Source organism: Campylobacter sp. BCW_4338, from assembly GCF_001763255.1.
Taxonomy (GTDB): Bacteria; Campylobacterota; Campylobacteria; order Campylobacterales; family Campylobacteraceae; genus Campylobacter_D; species Campylobacter_D jejuni.
On record NZ_MJYJ01000016.1, the window covers coordinates 1 to 24,644 of the forward strand.

The following is a 24,644-nucleotide window of genomic DNA, read 5'->3' on the forward strand; positions in this document are numbered from 1 at the left end:
TTTATCTACACTATAACCATAGGCTGTATTAGTAGAAGTATTACTTATATCTGCTTGTTTGTATTTTAGAGTATAAATAGAGTTTTTAAATTCACTTGATATATCATAATTAGGAGAACTTGTCTTACTACTTATACTAAAATTAGTATTATTGCTAGTATTTGTTGTATTAGTAGAATTTAATACTTCACTTCTTGCTAGAGTTTGTGAATTTGCATTTTGAATTTCATTTAACTTACTAGCATTTTGTTTTAAAAAAGCATTAGCAAAACTTATTTTAGAATTTTCTTTACTTTCTTTATTAGCTTTTGCTTGTGAAAGTATAGAATTATAGTTTGAGTTATCATTGATGCTAAAGATACTCATATTAATTCCTTGATTTAGATTTTTCTGCCTTCAATCTAAATATATTAAAATAATATAAGCAAGATCTGTTCCGTTTTGGGGTGAAAAGAAAATATTTATCACACCAAAGGTAAGGTAAAATAAAAATTCTTAGGATCACTTTGAAAACTTAACTCTCCCTTATGAGCGTTTATGATTTCTTTAGAAAGAGACAAACCAAGCCCATTGCCTTTAAGTTTTGTTGTTTTAAAAGCTTCAAAAACCAATTTCTCATCTTTTATTTCACAACCATTATCATACACTCTGATGCATATTTTTTCATTATCACAACTTGCTAAAATTTTAATCATAGGCTTTTCACATTCGCTTTCTTCTATCGCATCAATAGCATTATAAATCAAATTTTGCAAAACCAAACCAAGAAGAGCTTTATCAGCACAAATCTGCTTATCCAAAAAAGATATTTCAAAGTCTATTTGAGAAGTAAAATTATAAGAGTTAATGGCACTTTCACACTCTTCTTTTAACTCTAAAAGATTAAAATTTAAAGCATTGATGTGCACACCCTTAGTAAAAAGTAAAGTTGAATTTACGATACGCTCTACTCTAGCAATAGCCTTTTGGATTTCAAGAACTATATGCTTATTTTTAAGCTCACTACGAGCAAAAAGGGTTGAAGCAAGTAAAGATATAGATCCAATAGGATTTCTTATCTCATGTGCCAAATGAGCCGCCACACTGCCCATGCTTGCAAGCCTTTCATTGCGTTTTTCATCGCTAATATCTATAGCTGAAACTATAGTTTTTTCATTATGTGCTATGATTTTTACCGCATAAAACCTACCTTCAAATTCAAGCTCATCACGAATTTTATCCAGACTAATGATACTAAGTAATTTTGGATTTTTCAAGGCTTCTTGATTTTGTAAAATAATATTTTTTTCTTTATCTAAAATCCAAAGTGCACTAGGCAACACCTCTATAATCTCATCAACCATTGCGCGTAAGGAATTATAGTTTTCATTTAAAGTTTTGTATTCATTTTCTATTACATAAGTTTGTTCTATAAGACTTTCTAAGCCTTTTTGTAGGGTTTCTTTTTCATTTGAGTCTAAACTTTTTAAAATACTTTCATTCATTTATCATTCCTCTAATAAAATCTTAAAATCATTCAAATCAAGTAAAAGCAAATTCTGTTCACATATTTTATCAAATTCCTTGCTAAAACCATTTTTTGAGATTATAATGTAATAATTTGGAGCCAAATTTAAAGACTTTGCTTTTGATTTTAAAAGATTTAAAATATTTTTACAAATTTTTTTATTTTTAAATTTAACTTCTCCGACAAAACATAAATTTTCATCTTGATAATAAAGATCAAGTTCTAAATTCTTATCCCAGTAACTTTGCACTCCATTGATATTGAATTTTTTCTCAAGCAATTCTCTAGAAAGTTGTTCAAAACAAAAACTTTGATAAAGTTCAAATTTTTCTTTAATGCATTCTAAAACTTCTTTATAACGATTTTGCAAAATAAGCTTTTCATTGGGCTTTAAAAAATAAAAAAAGAAACGAATAAAATGGTTGCTAAATATAATCTTATCTTGGACAACATAAGATCTTAGTTCTTTTTTGATTTTTTGTCTTTTATCTTTTATTTTTTTAGCTTCCTTACTATACTCAAGTTTTATTATACCTGTTTCTAAAAGATATTTAAGTGTAGATAAAGCTTTAAAATGCTGAATTTTTCTATTGATAGAAAAACGCTTGCGATTGTTTTTAGCTAGTAAAGTAAGAGCGTAAGAACTTGTTTCATCCAAGGCGAAATAACTTTTAATTTTTAGATAATCATCAAGCAAAATTTGCTCTATATTTGCAAATACATCATCTTCAAAATTTAAAATGTTTAATTTTTCAAAACCTTCAAACACACTATAAAAATCAAAAAGCTTGCTTAAAGACAAATTCTTATGCAAATCTACAAAGTTCTTAAATTTTATATTTTTCCTTTTATAAAGCATTTTTATAGTATAATTTTAACAAATTTTTATAAGGATTGTATTTGCAAATTTCAGATTTAAAAAAAGAATTGATCTTAAAAAAAGGTATTTTGCATTTTGACTTCACAGCAAGTGCTTTAGCTCTAAAATGTGTAGAAAAAGAAATTTCAAAAATTCTTCCAACCTATGCAAACACACATTCTGATAGCTCTTTGAATTCTTTTAAAACTCAACAAATTTACGAACAAGCAAGAAAAGATATAAAAAAAAGTTTATCATTAGATGAAAATTTTGCCCTTATAGCCTGCGGAACAGGATCAAGCAGTGCTATTAAAAAATTTCAAGAATTGATCGGCATTTACATTCCTCCTCTTGTAAAAGAAAGATATTTTACGCAAATTGATAAAAATACCTTACCTTTAGTTATCGTAGGGCCTTATGAGCATCATTCTAATGAACTTTCATTTCGAGAAGGCTTGTGTGAATGCATTAGAATTCCCTTAGATAAAAATGGAGAAATTGATTTTGATTTTCTAGAAAAAACTTTACAAAAAAACAAAAAAAGAAAAATAATCGCTAGCTTTTCTTTGGCTTCAAATGTTACTGGGATATTAAGTGATTATAAACGCATTTCTGAAATGGTTCGTAAATTTAAAGGGATAGTTGCTTTTGATGCATCTAGTTTCATTCCCTATAAAAACATATCTTGCCAATACTATGATGCGTTGTTTATAAGTTCTCATAAATTAATCGGTGGTATTGGTGGTTCTGGACTTTTAGCCATCAAAAAAGATCTTTGTGGAAACAAGCCTAGCTTTGCAGCAGGTGGAACTGTGGGCTATGTTTCTCGCACTTCACAATGCTACCTTTGCAATGAAGAAGCTTTAGAAGAAGGAGGAACACCTGGAATTTTACAACTCATTCGCGCTAGCTTAGCTTTTAAAATCAAAGATTCTATAGGGATTAAAAATATAGAAAAAAAAGAAGAAATTCTAAAAGATTATTTTTTTGAAAAACTAAAAACTATACCTAATTTAATTTTATATGCAAAGAATTTAAAAACCCGATTGCCTATTTTTGCTTTCAATATCAAAGGAATTTCTCCTTTTGATATCGCTTACGAACTTAGTAAAAAATACCACATAGAAACACGCGCTGGATGTGCTTGTGCTGGGCCTTATGGTCATGATTTGCTAGGCTTAAAAGATAATCAAAAACTTAAAACAAAACCAGGCTGGTTAAGAATAAGTTTGCATTATACGCATGAAAAAGAGGATATTGATTATTTTTTTAATGCTTTAAATAAAACTATAATAAAATTATCACATTAAAATATTATAGTTTTATTATTATATATAAAAATTCTATCTTCAAAAGCCAAATCAAGTGCTTTTGAAAGAACATCTTTTTCTATATTTCTACCTGTTTGCTGCATATCTTGCCAAGTAAATTCATGGTTTACAGGCGAAACAGCTTGAGTGATAATAGGACCTTCATCAAGATTATTATTTACAAAATGTGCCGTAGCTCCAATTATTTTAACCCCTCTTTCAAAAGCTTGTTTATAAGGATTTGCTCCTATAAATGCAGGCAAGAAAGAATGGTGAATATTTATAATCCTACCTTCAAAATGCTTAACAAAATCAGGAGATAAAATTCGCATATATTTTGCCAAAACCAAATAATCAAATTTATATTGTTCAAGACATTTTAAAATCTGATTTTCTTGCTCTTTACGATCTAAATTTTCAGCACTGATAAAATGATAAGGAATTTCAAATTTCTCAACTAAATCCTTTAAAGAGTTGTGATTTGAAATTACAGCTTTGATATTTGCCTCAAGTTCGTTACTATAATGCTTTATTAGCAAATCTCCCAAACAATGACTTTCTTTAGTAGCAAAAACAACAATATCTTTTTTTCTCTTCTCGCAAAGCTCTATCAAGGCTTCTTGTCCAAGCATAGCCTCAAGCGTTCCTATAAAAGCTTCTTTATCAAACTCAGCTTCTAAAAGAGCACGAAAAAAAAACATTCCTTCGCCTACAAATTCATCGTTTTTTACTATATTGATATGATATTTAAAAATAACATCAGAAATTCTATAGATTAAACCTTTTTGATCTTTGGTGCAAATTTTTAATACAGAAATCATTTAGCTAAACCTTTTATATATTCTTTTAATTCATTCTCTCTTGCTTCTTGAATCTTTAAACCAAGAATTTTACCACAAAATCCAGCATTTATGAAATCTTTTGCTAAAATTTTACTTTCAAACTTATTCTCATAAAGTCTTAATCTTTTAGCTTGCTCAATACGCTTTTTACTCCAAAGTCCAAGCCATTCCTTCAAAGGCATTTCAAAAGCAATTTTTGCTAGTTCAAAATCACTTATATCATCAAGATAAAAAGCTTGATTTGCGTATTTTAGGTATTCTTTTTTAAGTTTGGTTCTTTTAAAAAATATATCTTTTTCTAAATTAAAAAAATTCAAATACAAATACAAGAATAAAGCATCGCTTTTTACAAATTCTCTACTTTGTCTGAGTAAATTTTGAAATTCCAAACTCTTAAAAACACTCTCAAACCCAAAAATCTGTTTTTCTAAGTCAAGTTCTTGCAAATATCTATAGCCAACATCAAGCCTAGGGCTTTTAAAGAATTTATAAAGCTCCGCATTGATCCTATCTTTGCTAAGATCAGTTATATCCATACTTTGCATCAATTTCAAGCTTTCACTAGTTATCTTAAAGTTAAACCTTGAAGCAAATACTACCGCTCTTAACACTCTTAAACTATCCTCTTGAAAGCTTTGTTTGTCAATATGCCTTAAAAAGCCTGTTCCTAGATCTTTTAATCCTCCATAAAAATCTAAAAACTCATCGTTAAAAAGATTAATCATCATAGAATTTATGGTAAAATCGCGTCTTTTGGCGCCAAGTTTTTCATCATTACAAATTTGAACTTCAAAACCTTTATGTCCATAGCTTATTTTATTTTCGGTTCTAGCAAGAGCTAAATCATAATTTTTAAACTTATGCACAAAAAAACTTTTTCCAAGGCCTTGTGCGCCCAATTTTTGCATAATCTTTTCAAAATCTTTAGGTTTTATATCATAAAGCTCTATATCATAGTCACAAATTTTTAAGCCTAAAAACAAATCCCTAACGCTACCTCCAACCAAATACGCTCGTTTAGTATAAGGCTTTAAAAACTCAGCGATAAACTGTAAATCGGGATTATTTTTTAAGCTTATCTTCGATATTTGCAAGCAAAAACTCTAAAAAATTTATGGTCAAGTTTAACCTATTTTCAAGATCATCTTTTTTTATGCTATTTAAACCTTCAAAAAGAACTAAAATTCTCTCTCTAAGATGTTTTAAAAAAATATCCTCATTAAGCGTTTGAACCTCTGTCATAACACTGGGATTTAAAATTTCACTTTGTAAAAAAGGCTCTTCTTTTTTAAACTCTTTATTTTCCTGAGTAGAAATTTCAATATTATTTTGTATTTTTTGCTCTTCTTCAAATTTTGCCATAGAAATTTTATCTTCTAAGTCTTGCGGAGTATCAAGTTCTTCGCATACAAACTCCATAGGTGGTAATTCATCTTTTATTTCAGTTTTTCTGCTTAATTCTTGTTCTTTTAAAATTTCATTTTGTCTTCTTTGCTCTTCTATGATAGAGCTAACTTCACTAATGGTTTTTTTAGCTAAATCTTCCAAATTCATATTTTTATCAACCACCTTTTAAATTCATTAATTTCTTCATCGCTTTTCATATTAATAAAAAAATCCAACATTTGAGTGTTTAAATCTTTATGCTTGGATCTAAAACCACTAAGACGACGAACCGCATCGATAGCGTTTTGGTTATCTGGATCTTCTTTTAAGATATTTTTATAAATTTCTAAAGCTTCGTCTTTTAACCCTTGAGCCTCATAGATAGAAGCTTCAGTGACTGTATTTTTCATCACTGTTTCCTAAAATTTTTCTTTAATTCTAGCAAAAAGCTTTTTAATTTATCTTTAAGAAAATAATATGATTTTTAATGTCTATTTTGTTTTAAACAATTTTTCTATATATTCTTTTTTTTCTTTCTCTAAGCTAGAATTTAATTCTTTTTGTTCTTTTTTAACTTGCACTTTTAAATCTTGATTTTTAAAATACACATAATCAATTCCAAAAATAACACCAATTACAATAAGCAATGGGATTAAAAATACCATATACTTTACACTTTAAGAAAATTGATTAAATACACTACCATAGTAGCGAATATTCTCAGCATTTTCATTTTTTTCTATCGTTTCTATTGCGCCGCTATTGATTGCTTTTTGGATATCATCATTTAAATCTTGATAAGAAAAAACCATATTAATACTGATAATATTTGGCAATTTCTCAAGCATTTTATAAGAGTTTAATTCATCTTCTAAATTTTCACTTTCAATCACAACTATAATCTTTTCATTTTTACAAAGTTCTACAGAACAAAAAGGAATTTCAGATATAGCCTTTTTTAAATCATTTATATATTCTTCTTTTGCTAAAATCAAAACACTAGAAAGATTATTCATCAATACTCCTAAACATTATACTATCACCAAAGCCTGAAACAATAAAATCTTTATTGTTTAAAAAAATAATAAACTCACTCATCAAATTTTCATTATTAAAAGTTTTAACAGGCTTAAAATCACTTGTGCTAAAAACTTCACTAACTCCAGCTTCGTTATCACTATAAACAGCCAATTCTCCATTAGGACTTAAAGCGCAAGTATATATCAAAAAATCTTTTTGTAAAAAATTTTGCTCTTCATTTTTTACAACTCCTATACGCCTATCCGTTCCACAACTTAAAATAACATTATTTTTAAAATCTACTTGATAGATATTATCTTTATGCATTTTATCATAGTTTTTTAACATCTTCCAATTTTTCAAATCAAAAAGCTCCACTTCACCACTCTCAAAACCTGCAACCAGCATACTCTTATCTTCATTTAAAACTGCATCATTAAGACTAGAATGAGAAAAATTAAATTTTTTTATATTTTTTAAACTTTTATCAATCAATTCTATTTCAGAACCAATAGAAATCAAAAGATAAGTGTTTTCATTGATAAAAAATGCTTTTATTATGCTATTTTCTTCGAGCTTTTTGATTTGTAAATTTTCCTTATAAAAACTTAAATTTTTAGCACCAAAATCACCCTCGCTAAGTATTAAAAGTGTATGTTTAAAAATATCAATGTTGTAAATTTTAGCAAAATCATCACCATAATAATTTTTAATCTTTGGCAAAGATAAAAGTTCTTTTAAACTTTTATCTTTAATGTTATATTGTAAAATTTCACCTTTATCAGTGCCTATATATAAGTTTTGCTTATCAAGCTTTAAAGCTGTTATATTAGCATTTAATTTCAGCTCATAAGCATAAGACAAAACACAAAAAAGACTCAAAATAAAAAGAATTTTTTTCATTTATTTACTTTACACCCTCATTAATCACATCAATTAAATTTGAACGACTTTTTAATTGTTCATTTTTAAATTCAGGTTTAAAGCTATTTCCCACCAAAGGTTTTGCATCGCTTTGTGGAACATGACACTGAGTGCAATTAAAACGACTATCGCTAATCATATCTTCTGTGGTTTTATTGTGTCTAAAATCATAATAATGACTAGCAGGAAGTGGAGTTGCACCAGCATCTGCTGCTATAGCCTTATCATGGCAGCTTAAGCACATATTGTTATCTTTAGTTATAGGTAACAAATCTTCAATAGCATGCGGAATTAATGGTGGTGCATTTTCATAAGAACGCTCAAAACGAGTAGATTCCCCAGGTTGTAAAGTTGTGAAATTTGCTTCCACTAAATTTACTTTATTTTCATTTTCTAAACTTGCTTTTCTAAGTCCAATTTGTTCCGAACTTACCCCACTATTCATTGCACAAGCGGCAAAAAATACCACTGCAGCACTTCCTAATAAAACCAATTTCTTCTTCATCATTTATTCCTTAAATCAAAAATATTAAAATTCAAAGCATCATCATTACAAACTTCTATACACCTTGCACACCTTATACACTCTCCTGATTTCACGCTAGTACTTTCTTTTCCAACCATCCACAAAACCTGTTTTTCAGGACAAATACGGATACATTCATAACATTTAGTGCATTTATCACTATCATGCTTTATTTTAAGCAAAGCAAAACGAGAAATAAAAGCATAAAAAGCTCCTAGTGGACAAAAATGTGAACAAATTGCCCTAGGACTTAAAAAAGTATCGATACAAAAAAGTATAAAGGCTACAAAAATCCAAGAACTTGTAGTAAAAATAATCCCTCTATGTATTATTCCTATATAAGAAAAACTTTCAAACACAGGTAATGAAAATACAAAAGAAAGGACTAAAACCAAGACCAACACAAAATAGCGTAAATTTTTAGGCAAAATTAAAAATTTATTATTAAGGGTTAATTTATTTCGCACAAAAGCAGCAAAATCTGTGATTAAATTAACAGGACAAACCCAAGAGCAAAAAACCCTTCCTAAAAGCAAACCATAGATAAAAAATATAATCAAAGCTCCTATTAAAGCCATTAAATCTATACTCCAGCTTGCTAAAATGATTTGCAAAACCGCAAAAGGATCGCTTAAAGGTATGGTATTAAAAAGTCTAGAAGAACTTAAATTTCCCTGCAAGATAAAATCTGTAGCTTTAAAACTAAAAAGCGCTAAAATTCCAAGCTGAACGATGCGTCTAGCAATTAAATACTTCATCACAGTTCTCCATCATTTAAATAATTGGTTGCTTTTTTAGCATTAAAATGTTTTGAAGTATCTGTATTTTTTATACGACCTTCATCTTTTTCATCCCAGCCTTTTACATAATGAGATCCTGCTTTTCCCAATACATACTCCCTTGGTAAAACACGAATGGCCGGTTTTTCAGTAATACAAGCAAGTTCACAAAGCCCACAACCTACACACACTTCATGATCCACACTAGGTAGTAAAAAAGCATGTTTGGCGGTGCGTTCATTGCGTTTAAGCTCAAGTTTTAAAGCCTTATCTATCAAAGGACAAGCTCTATAACAAGCATCACATTGAATTCCCCAGTGTGCCACACAAGAAGCACTATCAACAATAGCAATACCCATTTTCAAGGATTCTATACCCTGCTCTAAATGCTTTTTATCTAAAGCATCAGTTGGACATTCTCTAATGCAAGGAATATCCTTACAAAGATAACAAGGAATTTCTCTTGCTCTAAAAAAAGGCGTGCCATTTTTTGGACTATCTAACAAGCTAGCGAGCTTTAAAGTATTATAAGGACAGGCTTTTACACAAAGCCCACAACGAATACATTTGCTTAAAAATCTAGCTTCATCTTCAGCCCCAGGAGGACGCAAGGCATAATTATCATCGGCTTTTAAAGTCAAATTAACCAAAAATCCACCTCCTGTACATAAACATGCAGCCTTAAAGGCGCTAACGAAAAATTCTCTTCTACCTTTCATTTAATCAAAACCCTAAATTAAGCCTTATAAATTTTTACAGCACATTTTTTAAAGTCAGTTTGTTTTGAAAGCGGACAAGTCGCATCCAAAGTAACTTTATTGATATATACATTCTCATCAAACCACGGCACATACACAAGTCCTACAGGCGGTTTGTTTCTTCCACGCATATCTACTCTTGCTTTTACTTTACCACGACGAGATTCCACCCAAACCAAATCACCTTGATTTAAGCCTAATTTCTCTCCATCTTTCTCACTCATATAGCAAAGCGCTTCAGGGACAGCACGGTAAAGCTCAGGCACACGCATAGTCATAGTTCCACTATGCCAATGCTCTAAAACCCTTCCTGTTGCAAGCCAGAATGGATACTCTTTGCTTGGTCTTTCAGGTGCTTTCATAAATGGCCTAAAGAAAATTTTAGCCTTATTTTTAATACTGTGCTCTTTTTCATCTTTAGGAGCTATTAAATCTCCATTTGTAAGCATTTTGTTAAAATCACCATAAAAAGCAAAATCTGAATTTGGAGCCGCTTTTTTAGCATAATAATCAAATTTAGTATTAAATCTCCACTGTGTTTCCTTGCCATTAACCACAGGCCATCTTAAACCCCTTACTTTATGATAGGTATCAAAATCCGCTAAATCATGGCCGTGTCCTAAGCCAAATTTACGATATTCTTCCCAAAGGTATTTTTGAACGAAAAAGCCATAGCCTGCAAATTCTTTTCCGTCACTGCCTTGAATTTTTCTCTCATCGCCTTTAACATCAGTATTATCAAAGCCTTTTGCGATAGCATCGTTTGGATTAAAGCTTTTTGCTTCTTTATTGGCAAATAGCACATCAAAAAGTGTATCATCTTCGCTATAACCCATAGCTTTTGCCTCTTCTAAAACGCTTGGCAAGGTAAGTTTATCATCTACTTTTTGTTCTTTCCAAACCTCTTTAAGCTTAAAGCGTTTTGCGAATTCTAAAATTTGCCAAGTATCACTCATGGCAGCACCTACAGGTAAAACTTGTTGTTTCCAATGTTGAGTTCTTCTTTCAGCATTACCATAAGCACCCCATTTTTCATAAATCATAGCACTTGGTAAAATAAGATCAGCTACTTTTGCTGAAATTCCAGGATAACAATCACTTACAACAATAAAATTATCCATTTCTCTTGCTGCTGCGATCCAGTGATTTGCATTTGCAGTGTTTTGCCATGGATTATTCACTTGCACCCATGCAAATTTAATTTTTCCATCTTCTAAATCTCTCATGATATTAAGATAAGGAGAACCTGGTTTTGGGTTGATGGTCTTTGCAGGAACTTTCCAAATTTTTTCAGAAATTTCTCTGTGTTTTGGATTTGCCACAACCATATCCGCAGGTAAACGATGCGAGAAAGTCCCTACTTCCCTAGCCGTTCCGCAAGCACTTGGCTGCCCTGTTAAAGAAAAGGCTCCACTACCTGGTTTAGCTTGCTTTCCTAGTAAAAAATGCACCATATAAGCTTGTTCATTTACCCAAGAACCTCTTGTATGTTGATTAAAGCCCATAGTCCAAAAACTTACGACTTTGCGATTTTTCTCTATGTAAAGATTAGCTAATTCTTGAAGTTTTTTCTTAAAATCTTCCAAAGACTCATTATCATCACCTTTGGCTACCTTTGCAGTGTATTCCAAAGTATAAGGGGCTAAACCTTTTTTAAATTCTTCAAAAGAAATTTCCCAGTTTTTATCAGCCACACCTTGATGTTTCATTTCGAATTTATCACCCGCTTTAACGCCAAGATAAGATAAAGAAGTAGCCTCTTCATCGTCTAAAGTGATTACATTTTCTTTTTCAACTGTATCTTTTTCACTTTCTTTAAATTTTGGATGATTTGGATTATTTCTCATACCATAACCAATATCAGCATAACCAGTTGCAAATACACAGTGATCTTTGATAAATTTCATATCCATAGCCTCTGGATGATTATAAACAATCTCTCTTGCTATGTAGTTCCAAATAGCCAAATCTGTATTTGGTTTAAAAATAATTTCAATATCAGCAATATTTGAAGTACGGTTAGAAAAAGTGCTTAGATTAACAACTTTGACCTTATCAAGATTACTTAGTTTTCTATCACTTACTCTTGACCAAAGGATTGGGTGCATTTCAGCCATATTAGCTCCCCAAGTGATGATAGTATCTGTAAGTTCTATATCATCATAACAGCCTGATGGTTCATCTACACCAAAAGTTTGCATAAAACCAACCACTGCAGAGGCCATACAATGTCTTGCATTTGGATCGATATTGTTTGTTCTAAAACCCGCTTTTGCAAGTTTTAAAGCAGCATAACCTTCTTGGATAGTGTATTGCCCACTACCAAAAATCCCTATACCTGTAACGCCGAGTTCATTGTAGGCTTTTTTAAATTGTTTTTCCATTTCATCAAAAGCTCTTTGCCAAGAAACCTGTTGAAATTTGCCTTTTTTATCAAATTCGCCTTTTTCATTCATGCGAAGCAAAGGCATAACAAGGCGATCTTCACCATACATGATTTTAGCATTAAAATAACCTTTGATGCAATTAAGTCCGCGATTTACGGGTGCTGCAGGATCGCCTTTTGTTGCTACGATTTTGCCATCTTTTCTGGCTATCATAATTCCACAGCCAGTTCCACAAAATCTACAAACAGCCTTATCCCATTTCCAATCTTCTTCTTGCGCGCCAAGCATAGAGCTTGGAACACTAAGTCCTGCAACACTAGCAGCACTTGCAATAGCGGTATTTTTAATAAAATCCCTTCTATTCATCCTTATTCCTCCAAAATAAAAAAATCATCTTATTATAAAAAATGGAGTATAAAAATCTCTTGAAATTTTAATAAAAATAATAATTTTAAAGCTCTATTTTATAGGAGTTTTATTGTCCTTTTTATATTATTCTTACACAAAATAAATATTAAAAATAATCAACTTAAAATAATAAAAAAATGAAGATGTAAAAATTAAGCCCTAAGAATGGGCTTAATCAAAATTAATGGCAACCACAACCACCGCAGCAGCTAGAACCACCAAAAAATGCATCAAGTTTTGCAATATCTGGCATTTCTGTGATTTCATTTACAAGTTCTTTATATGCCACTTTACCCTCTTTAATCACAAATACGGCACGAGCTAAAAGCCCTTCTAAAGCACCTTCATTTATCAAAACACCATATTTTTCACCAAATTCTTTTGCCACAAAATCACTTGCAACACTTAAATTTTCAATACCTTCTGTACTGCAAAATCTTCCCATAGCAAAAGGTAAGTCCATACTTACTACAATCACTTCAGCACCATTGTAACTGGCTACTTTTTTATTAAATTCTCTAGCTTCTGTAGCACAAACTGGTGTATCTAAGCTTGGAACACTTAAAATGATTTGAGTTTTACCCGCTGCACCGATTTCAATCACGCTTAAATCTTTAGCTTTAAGATTTACCTTAGGAGCATCTGCTCCAACTTCTACTGAATTTCCTTTAAGTTTTACAGGATTTCCTTTAAAATTTACTGTACTCATTTAATTTCCTTTTTTGATATTTTAAACATTATTGCAATTAATGTTTTAGGAGTGATTATATCCTATAAACATTAATTATTTTTAATTTCACTGAAAATTATTTTACTTCTTTCCAAGTATATTTTTTCCACACTTTTTGAGCTTCTTTACTCTTAATAAAATCGACAAATTCTAAAGCTTTTTTATTTTCTAAACCTTTTTTTGTAGGAGCTATTTCAGCTGCACGATAAATCACTGCATTTTTATCTTTGATAAATAAAGCTTTATCATCGCCTAAAGCCTTTGCCCAATGAGACCAAATAATTAAAGCATCGATATTTGGATTGTTATTCCACTCATCTACGGCGGCTTTGGAATTTTTAGCATAAATTTTTATATTTTTACGTAATTTTACCAAATTTTCTCTTTTTGCACTTTTTAAAGCCATATCTTCATAAAGTCCAACTTGTCCTGCACCATCAACCACCATAACATTTACGCCATCTTTTAAAATGTCTTCAAAATTTTTAATATTTTTTGGATTATTTGGACGCACGATAATACCTGATGGACGCATATTTAAAACGCTTAAATTTTCTAAACTTAAACTTGGAATTTTTTTAGCAAAATCATCCATCATTGAAGTATTGCCTGAAAAAATCAAATCTGCATTTTCTTTTGCTTTATCTATCCAAGCTGGAGTTGGACCTGCAGTTACAATCACCTTTTCTTTTGTTTTTTCTTCAAATTTTAAAGCAAGCTCTTTTAGTACAGGAGCAGGACCACCTGGACCATAAACTAAAATTTCAGCATTTAAAAAACTTGCTGCTGCTAAACTTAAAATTAATATTTTTTTCATAAAATAAACCTTTCTTTATAATATAATGAAAGAAAATTCTATCAATCTATAGTTAACTCTCCCTTGCAAAGCCCTGCTTCTATAAGAAAACGAGAAGGAGCGAAAGAAGTTTTTTTGTTTTTATCATATTTAGCATAACTTAAATAAAGTATATTTTTTGCCCTAGTTACCGCAACATAAAAAAGTCTTCTTTCTTCTTCTAAGCTTCCACCCATTCCCATAAGCTTTTGATTAGGAAAGCGACCTTGCGCAAGATCAATCACAAAAACAAGATCAAATTCCAAGCCCTTACTTGCATGCACGCTAAGCAAATTAACTCCTTTGCCACTACTCATTTCGCTTGCACCTAAAGTTAGAAAATTATAATACTTGTAAATATCGCTATAATTTTTTGTAAGCTCTTTTAAAACATTGAATTTTGTTTCTATTTTTTCTAAATTTTCACTCTTTCTTAATAAATCCACCTGCCCTGCTTTATTTGTCGCTCTTTTGGTTGCAAGTTCTTCGCAAATTTCTCTATAAAAAGAATTTTCACAAATTAAATTGACTAAAGTCAAAGAATGTTTTATTTCCATAGCTTTTTTTAAAAAAAGATAGATTTTTTCCAAATTTCTAGCGCACAAATCATTGATTTTTGAAAGTCTTAAAATAGGATGTGCATCAAATTCGCTCTCAAATTTAAAACGAGTTTCGCTGGCTAATTCTTCTAAATCCGCAAAAAGTCCAAGTTGATAATTTCTTTTTTGATGATTTTGCAAATTTACATTTTTATCAGGATCTAAAAAACCTTTTATTAAATTTCCATGCCCTAATTTTAAAAGTGCGTCAAAAATTTCTTTTGCTAAAACTCCACCCACACCTTTGGTATATTGAACCAAATGAATAAAAGCCATGATATCTTTAGGATTTACCACAAGAGCAAGCATGGAGCTAAAAGCTTTAACTTCTAAACTTTCAAAAAAACTTCCACTTCCCTTTCTCATACTTGCAATGCCCTGCTCCCTTAAAGCTACTTCAACCCCATCAGCACTTGAGTTGTTGCGAAAAATCACGGCAATTTCTTCCAAACTTACTCCACTTGTAAGTATCATTTTGGCTATATTTTGATACTGATCAAATAATTCTTCAAAAGTAAGCAAAGATGGGGCTTTAAACTCATCATTTCTTGTAACAATAAGTTCTTTTGGATATAATCTTTCATTATTTAAAATCACTTTATTAGCCAAAGCTAAAATACTTCTTGATGAACGGTAGTTTTTATTTAAAGAAAAAATTTTTGCATCTTTAAAACGATCTTTAAACCCACCTATGATATTAATATCCGCTCCATTAAAAGCATAAATACTTTGATCATAATCCCCTACGCAAAACAAACTTTTACTATGAAAAGCCTCTATTAAGGAACTTTGCAAAGTATTTGTGTCTTGATATTCATCTACTAAAATTTCATCAAATTCATATTTTTCTTCTTTTAAAAGATCTTTTAGATTGATAAGCAAGTCATTAAAATCTACATAATTAAAACGCTTTTTTTCATTATCATATTCTTTTAAAATATCTTCATAAATTTCAGCATAAATACTTTGATCTTCGTAGTTTTGGCAAAACCAAGTATAAAAATCTTGATTGTGCGCTTTGTTTTGAAACAAAGAATAAAGATCATATAAATAACTTGATTGATAAGGTTTTATATCACTTAAATGCCTAAAAGTTCTTTTTTCATAGACACTTTTAAGTAGAGTTTTTAACTCGCTTGCTTGCTTTAAGGCTATATTTTTATCCGCATTTCTAAGTAAGGTATAAGCCGTACTATGAAAAGTTCCTGCAAGTATTTTACTGGTAATATTTTTATCAAAAAATTTCCCTAAACGCCCTATCATTTCTTTACTGGCTTTATTTGTGAAAGTCAAAAGCATAATTTTTTGAGGTGCCACTCCCTTGCTTAAAAGATAAGAAATTCTTGCAACAATAGTAGAAGTTTTTCCCGTCCCTGCACTTGCAATAACAAGATTGTGTCCAAAATCAGCAGTAGCGGCAAGATATTGTTCATTATTTAATTTTGAAAGTGGCATTATTTTCCTTATAAAAGTTAAAATTATAAAAAAAAATTACTTAAAAATATAAAAATTTAAAATTACTTTATATTAGATTATAGTACAATGCTAAAATTATTTAACTTTCTGTTTTTAAGGGATAGCAAATGAATTTGAAAATTTTTTCTATTATTGTTAGCATATTAATTGCTGTTATTGTGATATTAGGTGGAACATATTATTATCTTTTTGAATATTCAAAACCAAAGAATTACACCTTAAATACCAACACTTACACCGAACAAAAATCGTATACCAATAACTACGATAATTCCTATTCACCTTCGATCCAAACCAACAATAGTTCATTAGATATAAATATTAATAACAATACCATCCAAAAGCAAGAAACAAACCTATTAGATGAAAATCAAAGCTTAAATAACGATACATTTAATACATCAATAAGCGAAAACAATCAAAGCTTAAATAATGACACCAATACAAGTAATAATATTAATACAAATGAAAATAAGCAAATTTTAGATACGGATAAAGAAAAATTAAAACAAGAAAATAAACAAGCCAAAATAGAAGCTCTTAAAAAAGAAATCAGCAAACAACAAAAGATCTTAGAAAGAGAAAGAGCTGTAAAAAAAGAACTTCAATCAAACAAATCAAACAAAAATAAATATCTAAATACCGCTAGAGAATATCTAAACATAGGAAAAAACAGTCGTTTAGAACCTGAGCTTAGCACAGAAAATATGAAAGTTTACATTTTAGATGGAAAATTTTTAAGCCAATACAGAATCAATCTGTTAAAAGATATGCTAAGCGTTATACAAGATAATGCAAAAGATTATTATCTAAGTATTTTTGTTAAAATGCTACCAAAAGGGGAAATGAAATTAACTATCTATAACAAAGAAATTATCTTTTCAGATATGAAAAAAGCTTATAAATATATTAGTTTAGATAGATTAAGCCCATATTTAAACAATCCAAAAGAATTAAATGAACATGTAGCACGTGAAGAAATTTTAGAAAGACTTAAACTTCAAATTAAAAAAGACGGCAAAGGAAGTGATTTTTCTAAACATATCAAAAGTTTGAAAACTGGACTTAATACAGCACAATATTTCTTCCCGTTTTGTGAAATTATAGAAATTAGCTCTATTAAATAAGCTAAAACAATAAAGGCAAATAATGTATGATAAAAATTTAGAAAAAGAGTATTATCAAATTTGCGAAGAACGCGGATATTTTGAAATCGATGGCAATAAAACCATACAAGAAAAAGATAAAAATTTCTGCATTATGATGCCTCCTCCTAATGTCACTGGAGTTTTACACATAGGACATGCTTTAACCTTCACTCTACAAGACATTATGACGCGTTATAAAAGAATGGACGGTTATAAGGTTCTTTATCAACCAGGACTTGATCACGCAGGTATTGCCACTCAAAATGTTGTAGAAAAACAACTCCTTGCTCAAGGCATTAAAAAAGAAGAACTAGGTAGAGAAAAATTTATAGAAAAAGTATGGGAGTGGAAAGAGCAAAGCGGTGGAAAAATTTTAGACCAAATGAGAACACTAGGCATCACTCCTGCATGGAGTCGCTTGCGTTTTACTATGGATGAAGGTTTGGTTAATGCCGTAAAAAAAGCCTTTGTAGAACTTTATGATAAAAGACTTATTGTACGCGGAAACTATATGATCAATTGGTGTACTCACGATGGCGCTTTAAGTGATATAGAAGTTGAATACAAAGAAAACAAAGGAAAACTTTATCATATTAAATACTTTTTAAAAGATAGCGATGAATTTTTAGTAGTAGCCACAACGCGTCCTGAAACTTTTTTTGGCGATACTGCAGTTATGGTACATCCTGATGATGAACGCTATACTAAATTTGTGGGTAAAGAAGTGATTTTGCCTATAAGCAAAAAAGCCATTAAAATCATAGCCGATGAACATGTAGAAAAAGAATTTGGAACAGGAGTTGTAAAAGTTACTCCCGCTCATGACATGAATGATTATGAAGTGGGACTTAGACATAATTTAGATTTTATAAGTGTTTTTGATGAAAAAGGAATTTTAAACGAGCATTGTTTAGAGTTTCAAGGTTTAGAACGCTTAGAAGCAAGAGAAAAAATCGTAGCCAAACTTGAAAGTCTTGGTTTTATAGAAAAAATAGAAGAGCATAACAATCAAATAGGATATTGCTATCGTTGCAACAATATAGTTGAACCTTATATCTCCAAACAATGGTTTGTAAAAAAAGAAATCGCCCAAGAAAGTATAGAAAAAGTTGCGCTTGGAGAAAGTAAATTTTACCCAAATCACTGGATAAATAGCTTTAATGCCTGGATGAAAGATTTAAGAGATTGGTGTATTTCAAGACAACTTTGGTGGGGGCATCAAATTCCTGTGTATTATTGCGAATGCTCTCATGAATGGGCAAGCCAACATACGCCTAAAACTTGTCCAAAATGTCAAAGTCAAAATTTCAAACAAGATGAAGATGTGCTTGATACTTGGTTTTCTTCAGGACTTTGGGCTATGAGCACTTTAGGCTGGGGGAATGAAAATTGGGGTAAAGATAAAATTTGGTCTGAAAAGGATTTAAAAGATTTTTATCCTAATTCTTTACTCATTACAGGTTTTGATATTTTATTTTTCTGGGTGGCTAGAATGATGTTTCAAAGCACTAATGCTTTACATCAACTTCCTTTTAAAGATATTTATTTACACGCTCTTGTAAAGGATGAGCAAGGTAGAAAGATGAGTAAAAGTCTTGGAAATGTCATCGATCCAAATGAAAGCATTAAAGAATATAGTGCTGATATTTTACGCTTTACTTTAGCACTTCTTGCTATACAAGGACGCGATATTAAACTTAGCAATGATAAACTTTTACAAGTTAGAAATTTTACAAATAAAATTTATAATGCTACAAATTATCTGCTTTTAAATGAAAGTAAATTTGAAGATTTGGAAAATATCACACTTCATTCAGAATTAGCAAAATATATTTATGCCAAATTTCAAACTTGTGTTAAGGATGTAAGAGAAAATTTAGACAATTATCGCTTTAATGATGCAGCTAATACTCTATATAAATTCTTTTGGGATGATTTTTGCGATTGGGGTATAGAGCTTAGCAAAGCCGAAAAATCAAGCGTTAAAGAACTTGGTAGTATTTTCAAAGAAGCTTTAAAACTTTTAAATCCTTTCATGCCTTTTATCAGCGAGTATTTATACCACAAACTAAGCGATACAGAACTTAAAACAAGCCCTTCTATTATGATAAGCAAATATCCAAAATTTAAAGAACAAGATAAAAATATAGAAAAAATCTTTTCTTTGCTCATAGAAAGCATAGTTGGTATCCGCCGTGCTAAAAGTTTAATCGATCTTGGAAATTCTAAAATAGAAAAAGCTTATATCAAATTTAACGATAAAAAAATCAAAGATGAAATCAAAGCTTATATGAATTTTATCATGATGCTCGCAAAGTGCGAGCAAATAGAATTTAGTGAAGAAAAATTACCAAAGGCAATATGTGATGTTAGCGAGAATTTAGAAATTTTTATTACGCTTGAAAATGTTGATTTAAGTGGTATTTTAACAAGACTTGAAAATCAAAAAAATAAGCTTGAAAAAGAAAGTTTCAAGCTTAACTCCATGCTTTCAAATGAAAAATTCATCGCTAACGCACCTAAAGAGGTGGTTGAGCAAAATAAAGAAGCTCTAGAAAATTTAAAAATTCAACTTGAAAAAATATCAGTTGAACTTCAAAATCTAAGAGGTTAAAAATTTGATAAAAATAAAAAATTTAAAAAAATATTATGGCAAGGAACTCGTGATAAACGATGTTTCTTTGGAGATTAAAAAGGGTGAAATTTACGCCATAGTAGGTCATAGTGGAGCTGGAAAATCCACTCTTTTAAGATGTATTAATGGACTTGAGAATTATCAAGAAGGAAGTTTAAAAGTCTTTGATCAAGAAATTAAAGATTTAAGTCAAAAAAAATTAAAAGAGTTAAGAATGCTTAGAAAAGATATAGGGATGATTTTTCAAAATTTTGCCCTAATGGAGCGCAAAAATGTATTTGAAAATGTTGCTATGCCTTTAAGAACACACTATACTCAGTGTAAATTTCATGCCAAGCTTTTTAATAAAGAATACATGAGCGAAAAAGAAATTGCCCAAAAAGTCAATTCCCTACTTGAAATCGTAGGGCTTGATCATAAAAATAAATCCTATCCAAGAGAACTGAGTGGAGGGCAAAAACAACGCGTTGCTATTGCTAGAGCCTTAGCTTTAAACCCAAAAATTTTACTTAGTGACGAAGCTACTTCGGCTCTTGATCCAAACACTACAAAAAATATTTTAGAGCTTATATTTAAAATCAATGCTGAATTTGGGATTACTGTTGTTTTAGTAACTCACGAAATGGATGTAGTAAAAGACATAGCTCAAAAAGCTTTATTACTTGAACATGGACAAATCATAGGAAGTGGAGCAATTGATGAGCTTTTTTTAAGGCCTAATGCTAAAATGAAAGAATTTTTAGGAGAAAGCGACTTCTTGCCTGAGCACGGACTTAATATCAAACTTTACTTTCCAAAAGAAGTTGCCCAAAATAGCGTCATCACTCATATGGCAAGAACTCTAAATATAGACTTTAACATAGTTTGGGGTAAAATAGAAAAACTTAATGGAAAAGCCTTGGGAAATTTAGTTATAAATATAAATGAAAACGATAAAGACAAGGTTCTTGACTACATAGAAAAAAGTGGAGTATTATGGGAGGTGGCATCATGAATGAAGAAAACATCTCTATCTTCAGTGCTTTTTTTAGTAGAATTTCTCAATTTTTTAATGAATTTTCTTGGCAGGATATTAAAGAAGTGAGTTTAAGTTCTATTACAAGTTTCAGTGAAAATTATGAAAACATTTTAAAACCTGCGCTTAATGAAACAATTTATATGAGTTTAATGGCTGTACTATTTGGATTTTTATTGGCTATTATTCCTGGAATTTTACTTGCTATTTGGGATAAAAATGGAATTAAAGAAAATAAAATCGCTTATAGTATTTTAGATTTTATTACAAATATACTGCGTGCCTTTCCATTTTTAATTCTTATAGTTGTTCTTTTACCACTTTCTAAAATCATAGTAGGGACAAGCATAGGTACAAATGCTGCCATAGTTCCTTTAGCTATCGGAATAGCTCCTTATTTGGCAAAGATGCTTGAAAGCGCTTTTAAAGAAATAGACAAAGGAATCATAGAAGCTGCAAAAAGTTATGGTGCTAGCAATATTCAAATTATCTTCAAGGTTATCTTTAGTGAGGCCCTTCCTGCTATAATTAGCGGAATTACCCTAACTTTGATCTTTACCATTGGTTTTTCTGCTCTTGCTGGAACTGTCGGTGGTGGAGGTTTGGGAGATGTCGCTATTCGCTATGGTTATGAAAGATTTAACAAAGAAGTTATGATTCAAACTGTAGTTATTCTACTTATATTAGTTCAGTTAGTTCAAATTCTAGGTAATTTATTTTATACTTGGGCTAAAAATAGCAAAACTACATATATCATCGCCACTCTATTGATTTTACTTGGAATTAGCATAGTTATCAATATAAACAATGATGAAAATTTCTTTTGGCAAGCAATTATTTTTATCTTATTTTTAGGAAGTTTGCTTTATAAAGGTTTCAAAAAATAAGGAGATTATATCTCCTTTTAAGATAAGTATAAGTTTTTTTAAGTAAAATTTAAACAAAAAATTAAAGGAATTAAAATGATGTATCAGATGCGTTAATCTGACTATCAACAAGTTTTTATATGCTTCTTCCTGATAGTCAGAGTGAATTTATTAAGATTAAAGCAAGCACAAAATGACTAAAAAGGAAAAAAATGAAAATCAAATCTTTATTTATAGCAAGTATTTTAACATTAAGTCTTAATGCAAATGCATTAGAAACCATCACAGTTGCAGCAACTCCCGTCCCTCATGCTGAAATCCTAGAGCAAGTAAAACCTGATTTAGAAAAACAAGGCTATAAACTTGAAATCAAAGAATTTACGGATTATGTTTTACCTAATCTAGCTGTTGATAACGGAGAAGCCGATGCAAATTTTTTCCAACATACTCCTTATTTGGAAGAATTTAATAAAAACAAAGGCACCAAACTTATCAAAGTAGCTGCCATACACATAGAACCTATGGCTGTTTACTCCAAGAAATATAAAAGTCTAGATGATATTAAAGAAGGGGTTAAAATCGCCATTCCAAATGATCCAACCAATGAAAGTAGAGCTTTAGATATTATTGCAAAAAAAGGTTTGGTAAAATTTAAAGATAAGGCTTTAAAAACACCTCTTGATATTATAGACAATCCTAAAAAAATTAAATTTGTAGAATTAAAGCCCGCACAACTTCCAAGAGCTTTAGATGATGTTGATTTTGCTGTAATTAATTCCAACTACGCTCTCTCTGCAAATCTAAATCCTGCAAAAGATAGCGTATTTATCGAAGATAAAGAAAGCCCGTATGCAAACATTCTTGTTGTAAGAGTAGGACATGAAAACGATCCAAAAATCAAAGCCTTAATCCAAGCTCTACAAAGTGATAAAATCAAACAATTTATCATAGAAAAATACAACGGATCTGTTTTACCTGCTTTTTAATTTTGTCCCTTACCTAGGGACTTTTTTCTTAAATACAAAGGAGTTTTTATGAATTTATTTAAAATTATTATACTCGCTTGCATTCTAAATTTATCTAGTCTATTTGCACAAAACATTACTATAGGAGCCACTCCAAATCCTTTTGGTAGCTTACTAGAACTAATGAAAGATGATTTTAAAAACAAAGGGTATGAGCTTAAAATAGTAGAATTTTCAGACTATATTTTGCCCAATCGTGCATTAGAGGAAAAAGAACTTGATGCAAATTTATATCAACACAAACCTTTTTTAGAAGAATACAACCTAAAGAAAGGTTCAAATTTAATTGCAACAACGCCTGTACTTATAGCTCCAGTAGGAGTTTATAGTAAAAAAATCAAAAATTTAGAAAATCTTAAAGAAGGTGCTAGAGTTGCTATACCTAATGATGCGACCAATGAAAGCAGAGCTTTAGAGCTTTTAGAGAAAGCAAAATTAATAGAGCTTAACAAAAATACTCTAAAAACCCCATTGGACATAAACAAAAATCCAAAAAAACTTAAATTTATAGAGCTTAAAGCCGCACAACTTCCAAGAGCTTTAGATGATGTTGATATTGCTATAATTAATTCTAATTTCGCACTTGGAGCCGGTCTGAATCCAAGTAAAGATACTATTTTTAGGGAAGATAAAAATAGCCCTTATGTAAATTATGTTGTGGTACGCTCAGAAGATAAAAATAGCGAAAAAACCAAAGTAATTGATGAAATTTTAAGAAGCGATAAATTTAAAGCCATCATTAATGAACATTATAAAGATATATTAATCCCAGCTTTTTAGGAGTATAGCATGAATATTAAAAAAATATTTTTAAGTGTTTTATTTACAATTAGCCTTAGTTTTGGAGCAGATAAAACCATAATCATAGGTGCAACACCAACGCCTTATGCTGAAATTTTAAATTTCTCCAAACCCTTATTTCAAGAAAAAGGTTGGAAGTTAATAGTTAAAGAATTTAATGACTATAATATACCTAATATCGCTTTAAATGAAAAAGATTTAGATGCAAATTTATATCAGCATAAACCTTTTTTAGATGATTTTAATACCCATAAAGGAACAAATTTAAGTTCTTTGGGTGCTATTGTTTTAGTTCCTATGGCTATATATTCTAACTCCATAAAAGATATAAAAGACATTCCTAATGGTGCTAAAATCGCTATACCTAATGATGCTACCAATGAAAGCAGAGCTCTTGATTTGCTAGCTAAAGCAAATTTAATAGAATTTAAAAGTCAAAGCACCCTTAAAACCCCTATTGACATAAGTAAAAATCCAAAAAATCTTAAATTTATAGAGCTTAAAGCCGCTCAACTTCCAAGAGCCCTAAATGATACTGATTTGGCTGTTATTACCACAAACTATGCTCTTGGAGCAGGTTTAAATCCTTTAAAAGATGGTATTTTTATGGAAGATAAAGATAGTTTATATGCTATTGTTTTAGCTACAAGAAAAGGTGAAGAAACAAATCAAAAAAGCCTTGCTATTAAAGAAATTTTAACAAGCGATAAAATTAAAAATTTCATCATAGAAAAATACAAAGGCTCTGTTATTCCTACTTTTTAACTCTATACAAAGCCTTCTAAAGGCTTTGTTAAACTTATAAAAG

24 protein-coding genes and 1 pseudogene are annotated in these 24,644 nt (G+C 30.2%); 8 read left to right on the forward strand and 17 right to left on the reverse strand.

Translation table 11 applies throughout. The annotated features are described in order from the left end of the window. The 3 genes and pseudogenes from AJN69_RS01620 to AJN69_RS01630 all read right to left on the reverse strand — a co-directional run. Positions 1–366 (reverse strand): annotated as a pseudogene (locus tag AJN69_RS01620) (hypothetical protein); the annotation flags it as partial. Positions 367–464: 98 nt separating this feature from the next. Beyond that, positions 465–1,484, reverse strand: coding sequence for a fla regulon two-component system sensor histidine kinase FlgS (gene flgS / locus AJN69_RS01625; protein ID WP_002881726.1), 1,020 nt, complete (start codon positions 1,482–1,484; stop codon positions 465–467). A 3-nt stretch (positions 1,485–1,487) separates the two neighbouring features. Continuing rightward, positions 1,488–2,366, reverse strand: a complete 879-nt coding sequence (locus AJN69_RS01630; protein ID WP_079396825.1) for a DUF234 domain-containing protein — start codon at positions 2,364–2,366, stop codon at positions 1,488–1,490. A 35-nt stretch (positions 2,367–2,401) separates the two neighbouring features. Between AJN69_RS01630 and AJN69_RS01635 the strand changes: the two genes are divergently transcribed. After that, positions 2,402–3,676, forward strand: coding sequence for an aminotransferase class V-fold PLP-dependent enzyme (locus tag AJN69_RS01635; RefSeq protein WP_002860760.1), 1,275 nt, complete (start codon positions 2,402–2,404; stop codon positions 3,674–3,676). On the opposite strand, the gene purU is transcribed toward AJN69_RS01635, so the two are convergent. The 14 genes from purU to AJN69_RS01705 all read right to left on the reverse strand — a co-directional run bounded on the left by purU (position 3,673) and on the right by AJN69_RS01705 (position 16,325). Further along, positions 3,673–4,497, reverse strand: coding sequence for a formyltetrahydrofolate deformylase (gene purU / locus AJN69_RS01640; RefSeq protein ID WP_002881724.1), 825 nt, complete (start codon positions 4,495–4,497; stop codon positions 3,673–3,675). The two genes, AJN69_RS01635 and purU, sit on opposite strands and share 4 nt — an antisense overlap. Then, positions 4,494–5,612, reverse strand: coding sequence for a CCA tRNA nucleotidyltransferase (locus AJN69_RS01645; protein WP_032599965.1), 1,119 nt, complete (start codon positions 5,610–5,612; stop codon positions 4,494–4,496). The genes purU and AJN69_RS01645 overlap by 4 nt, the downstream gene beginning before the upstream one ends. Beyond that, a complete protein-coding gene (locus AJN69_RS01650; protein WP_070209828.1) occupies positions 5,581–6,072 on the reverse strand; it encodes a CiaD-like domain-containing protein in 492 nt (163 codons plus the stop codon). Before AJN69_RS01650 ends, AJN69_RS01645 begins: the two co-directional genes overlap by 32 nt. Continuing rightward, complete coding sequence (locus AJN69_RS01655) at positions 6,069–6,317, reverse strand: tetratricopeptide repeat protein (RefSeq protein ID WP_002859818.1); 249 nt, start codon at positions 6,315–6,317, stop codon at positions 6,069–6,071. Before AJN69_RS01655 ends, AJN69_RS01650 begins: the two co-directional genes overlap by 4 nt. A gap of 78 nt (positions 6,318–6,395) precedes the next feature. Then, positions 6,396–6,569: a Sec-independent protein translocase subunit TatA2 gene (tatA2, locus tag AJN69_RS01660; protein WP_002876097.1), complete on the reverse strand. Its 174-nt coding sequence runs from the start codon at positions 6,567–6,569 to the stop codon at positions 6,396–6,398. A 12-nt stretch (positions 6,570–6,581) separates the two neighbouring features. Beyond that, positions 6,582–6,920 (reverse strand): chaperone NapD, encoded by a 339-nt coding sequence (locus AJN69_RS01665; protein WP_061210770.1) that lies wholly within the window; start codon positions 6,918–6,920, stop codon positions 6,582–6,584. Then, a complete protein-coding gene (locus tag AJN69_RS01670) occupies positions 6,913–7,827 on the reverse strand; it encodes a WD40 repeat domain-containing protein (RefSeq protein WP_070209829.1) in 915 nt (304 codons plus the stop codon). The genes AJN69_RS01665 and AJN69_RS01670 overlap by 8 nt, the downstream gene beginning before the upstream one ends. 4 nt (positions 7,828–7,831) lie before the next feature. Further along, the gene (locus AJN69_RS01675) at positions 7,832–8,356 is read right to left on the reverse strand and encodes a nitrate reductase cytochrome c-type subunit (protein ID WP_079860290.1); all 525 of its coding nucleotides are present in this window, start codon (positions 8,354–8,356) and stop codon (positions 7,832–7,834) included. Beyond that, a complete protein-coding gene (gene napH, locus AJN69_RS01680) occupies positions 8,353–9,135 on the reverse strand; it encodes a quinol dehydrogenase ferredoxin subunit NapH (protein WP_079264427.1) in 783 nt (260 codons plus the stop codon). The genes AJN69_RS01675 and napH overlap by 4 nt, the downstream gene beginning before the upstream one ends. Beyond that, the gene (gene napG / locus AJN69_RS01685; protein WP_044780313.1) at positions 9,132–9,872 is read right to left on the reverse strand and encodes a ferredoxin-type protein NapG; all 741 of its coding nucleotides are present in this window, start codon (positions 9,870–9,872) and stop codon (positions 9,132–9,134) included. The genes napH and napG overlap by 4 nt, the downstream gene beginning before the upstream one ends. Before the next feature lie 17 nt (positions 9,873–9,889). Then, positions 9,890–12,664, reverse strand: a complete 2,775-nt coding sequence (napA, locus tag AJN69_RS01690; protein WP_044780312.1) for a periplasmic nitrate reductase subunit alpha — start codon at positions 12,662–12,664, stop codon at positions 9,890–9,892. 223 nt (positions 12,665–12,887) lie between these two features. Continuing rightward, positions 12,888–13,415 (reverse strand): thiol peroxidase, encoded by a 528-nt coding sequence (gene tpx, locus AJN69_RS01695; RefSeq protein WP_002856712.1) that lies wholly within the window; start codon positions 13,413–13,415, stop codon positions 12,888–12,890. A gap of 97 nt (positions 13,416–13,512) precedes the next feature. Next, positions 13,513–14,253, reverse strand: coding sequence for an AcfC family adhesin PEB2 (peb2, locus tag AJN69_RS01700; RefSeq protein ID WP_002881716.1), 741 nt, complete (start codon positions 14,251–14,253; stop codon positions 13,513–13,515). A gap of 41 nt (positions 14,254–14,294) precedes the next feature. Next, positions 14,295–16,325 carry an ATP-dependent helicase gene (locus AJN69_RS01705; protein ID WP_002881715.1) on the reverse strand — a complete coding sequence of 677 codons (2,031 nt, stop codon included), beginning with the start codon at positions 16,323–16,325 and terminating at the stop codon, positions 14,295–14,297. 128 nt (positions 16,326–16,453) lie between these two features. Here AJN69_RS01705 and AJN69_RS01710 point away from each other — a divergent pair, with 128 nt between their 5' ends. The 7 genes from AJN69_RS01710 (at position 16,454) to AJN69_RS01740 (ending at position 24,601) form a co-directional block, all read left to right on the forward strand. Continuing rightward, on the forward strand, positions 16,454–17,473 hold the full coding sequence (locus tag AJN69_RS01710) for a hypothetical protein (protein WP_070287977.1): 1,020 nt from the start codon (positions 16,454–16,456) through the stop codon (positions 17,471–17,473). Positions 17,474–17,495: 22 nt separating this feature from the next. Then, positions 17,496–20,108, forward strand: coding sequence for a valine--tRNA ligase (locus AJN69_RS01715; protein ID WP_002881713.1), 2,613 nt, complete (start codon positions 17,496–17,498; stop codon positions 20,106–20,108). A gap of 4 nt (positions 20,109–20,112) precedes the next feature. Beyond that, complete coding sequence (locus AJN69_RS01720) at positions 20,113–21,123, forward strand: methionine ABC transporter ATP-binding protein (protein WP_070287976.1); 1,011 nt, start codon at positions 20,113–20,115, stop codon at positions 21,121–21,123. Further along, positions 21,120–22,031 carry a methionine ABC transporter permease gene (locus AJN69_RS01725; RefSeq protein ID WP_002881711.1) on the forward strand — a complete coding sequence of 304 codons (912 nt, stop codon included), beginning with the start codon at positions 21,120–21,122 and terminating at the stop codon, positions 22,029–22,031. The genes AJN69_RS01720 and AJN69_RS01725 overlap by 4 nt, the downstream gene beginning before the upstream one ends. Positions 22,032–22,222: 191 nt before the next feature. Then, complete coding sequence (locus tag AJN69_RS01730; protein WP_002872575.1) at positions 22,223–22,996, forward strand: MetQ/NlpA family ABC transporter substrate-binding protein; 774 nt, start codon at positions 22,223–22,225, stop codon at positions 22,994–22,996. 48 nt (positions 22,997–23,044) lie between these two features. Beyond that, positions 23,045–23,815, forward strand: a complete 771-nt coding sequence (locus tag AJN69_RS01735) for a MetQ/NlpA family ABC transporter substrate-binding protein (RefSeq protein WP_002857015.1) — start codon at positions 23,045–23,047, stop codon at positions 23,813–23,815. A 9-nt stretch (positions 23,816–23,824) separates the two neighbouring features. Beyond that, complete coding sequence (locus AJN69_RS01740; RefSeq protein ID WP_070209831.1) at positions 23,825–24,601, forward strand: MetQ/NlpA family ABC transporter substrate-binding protein; 777 nt, start codon at positions 23,825–23,827, stop codon at positions 24,599–24,601. Positions 24,602–24,644 lie beyond the last annotated feature (43 nt).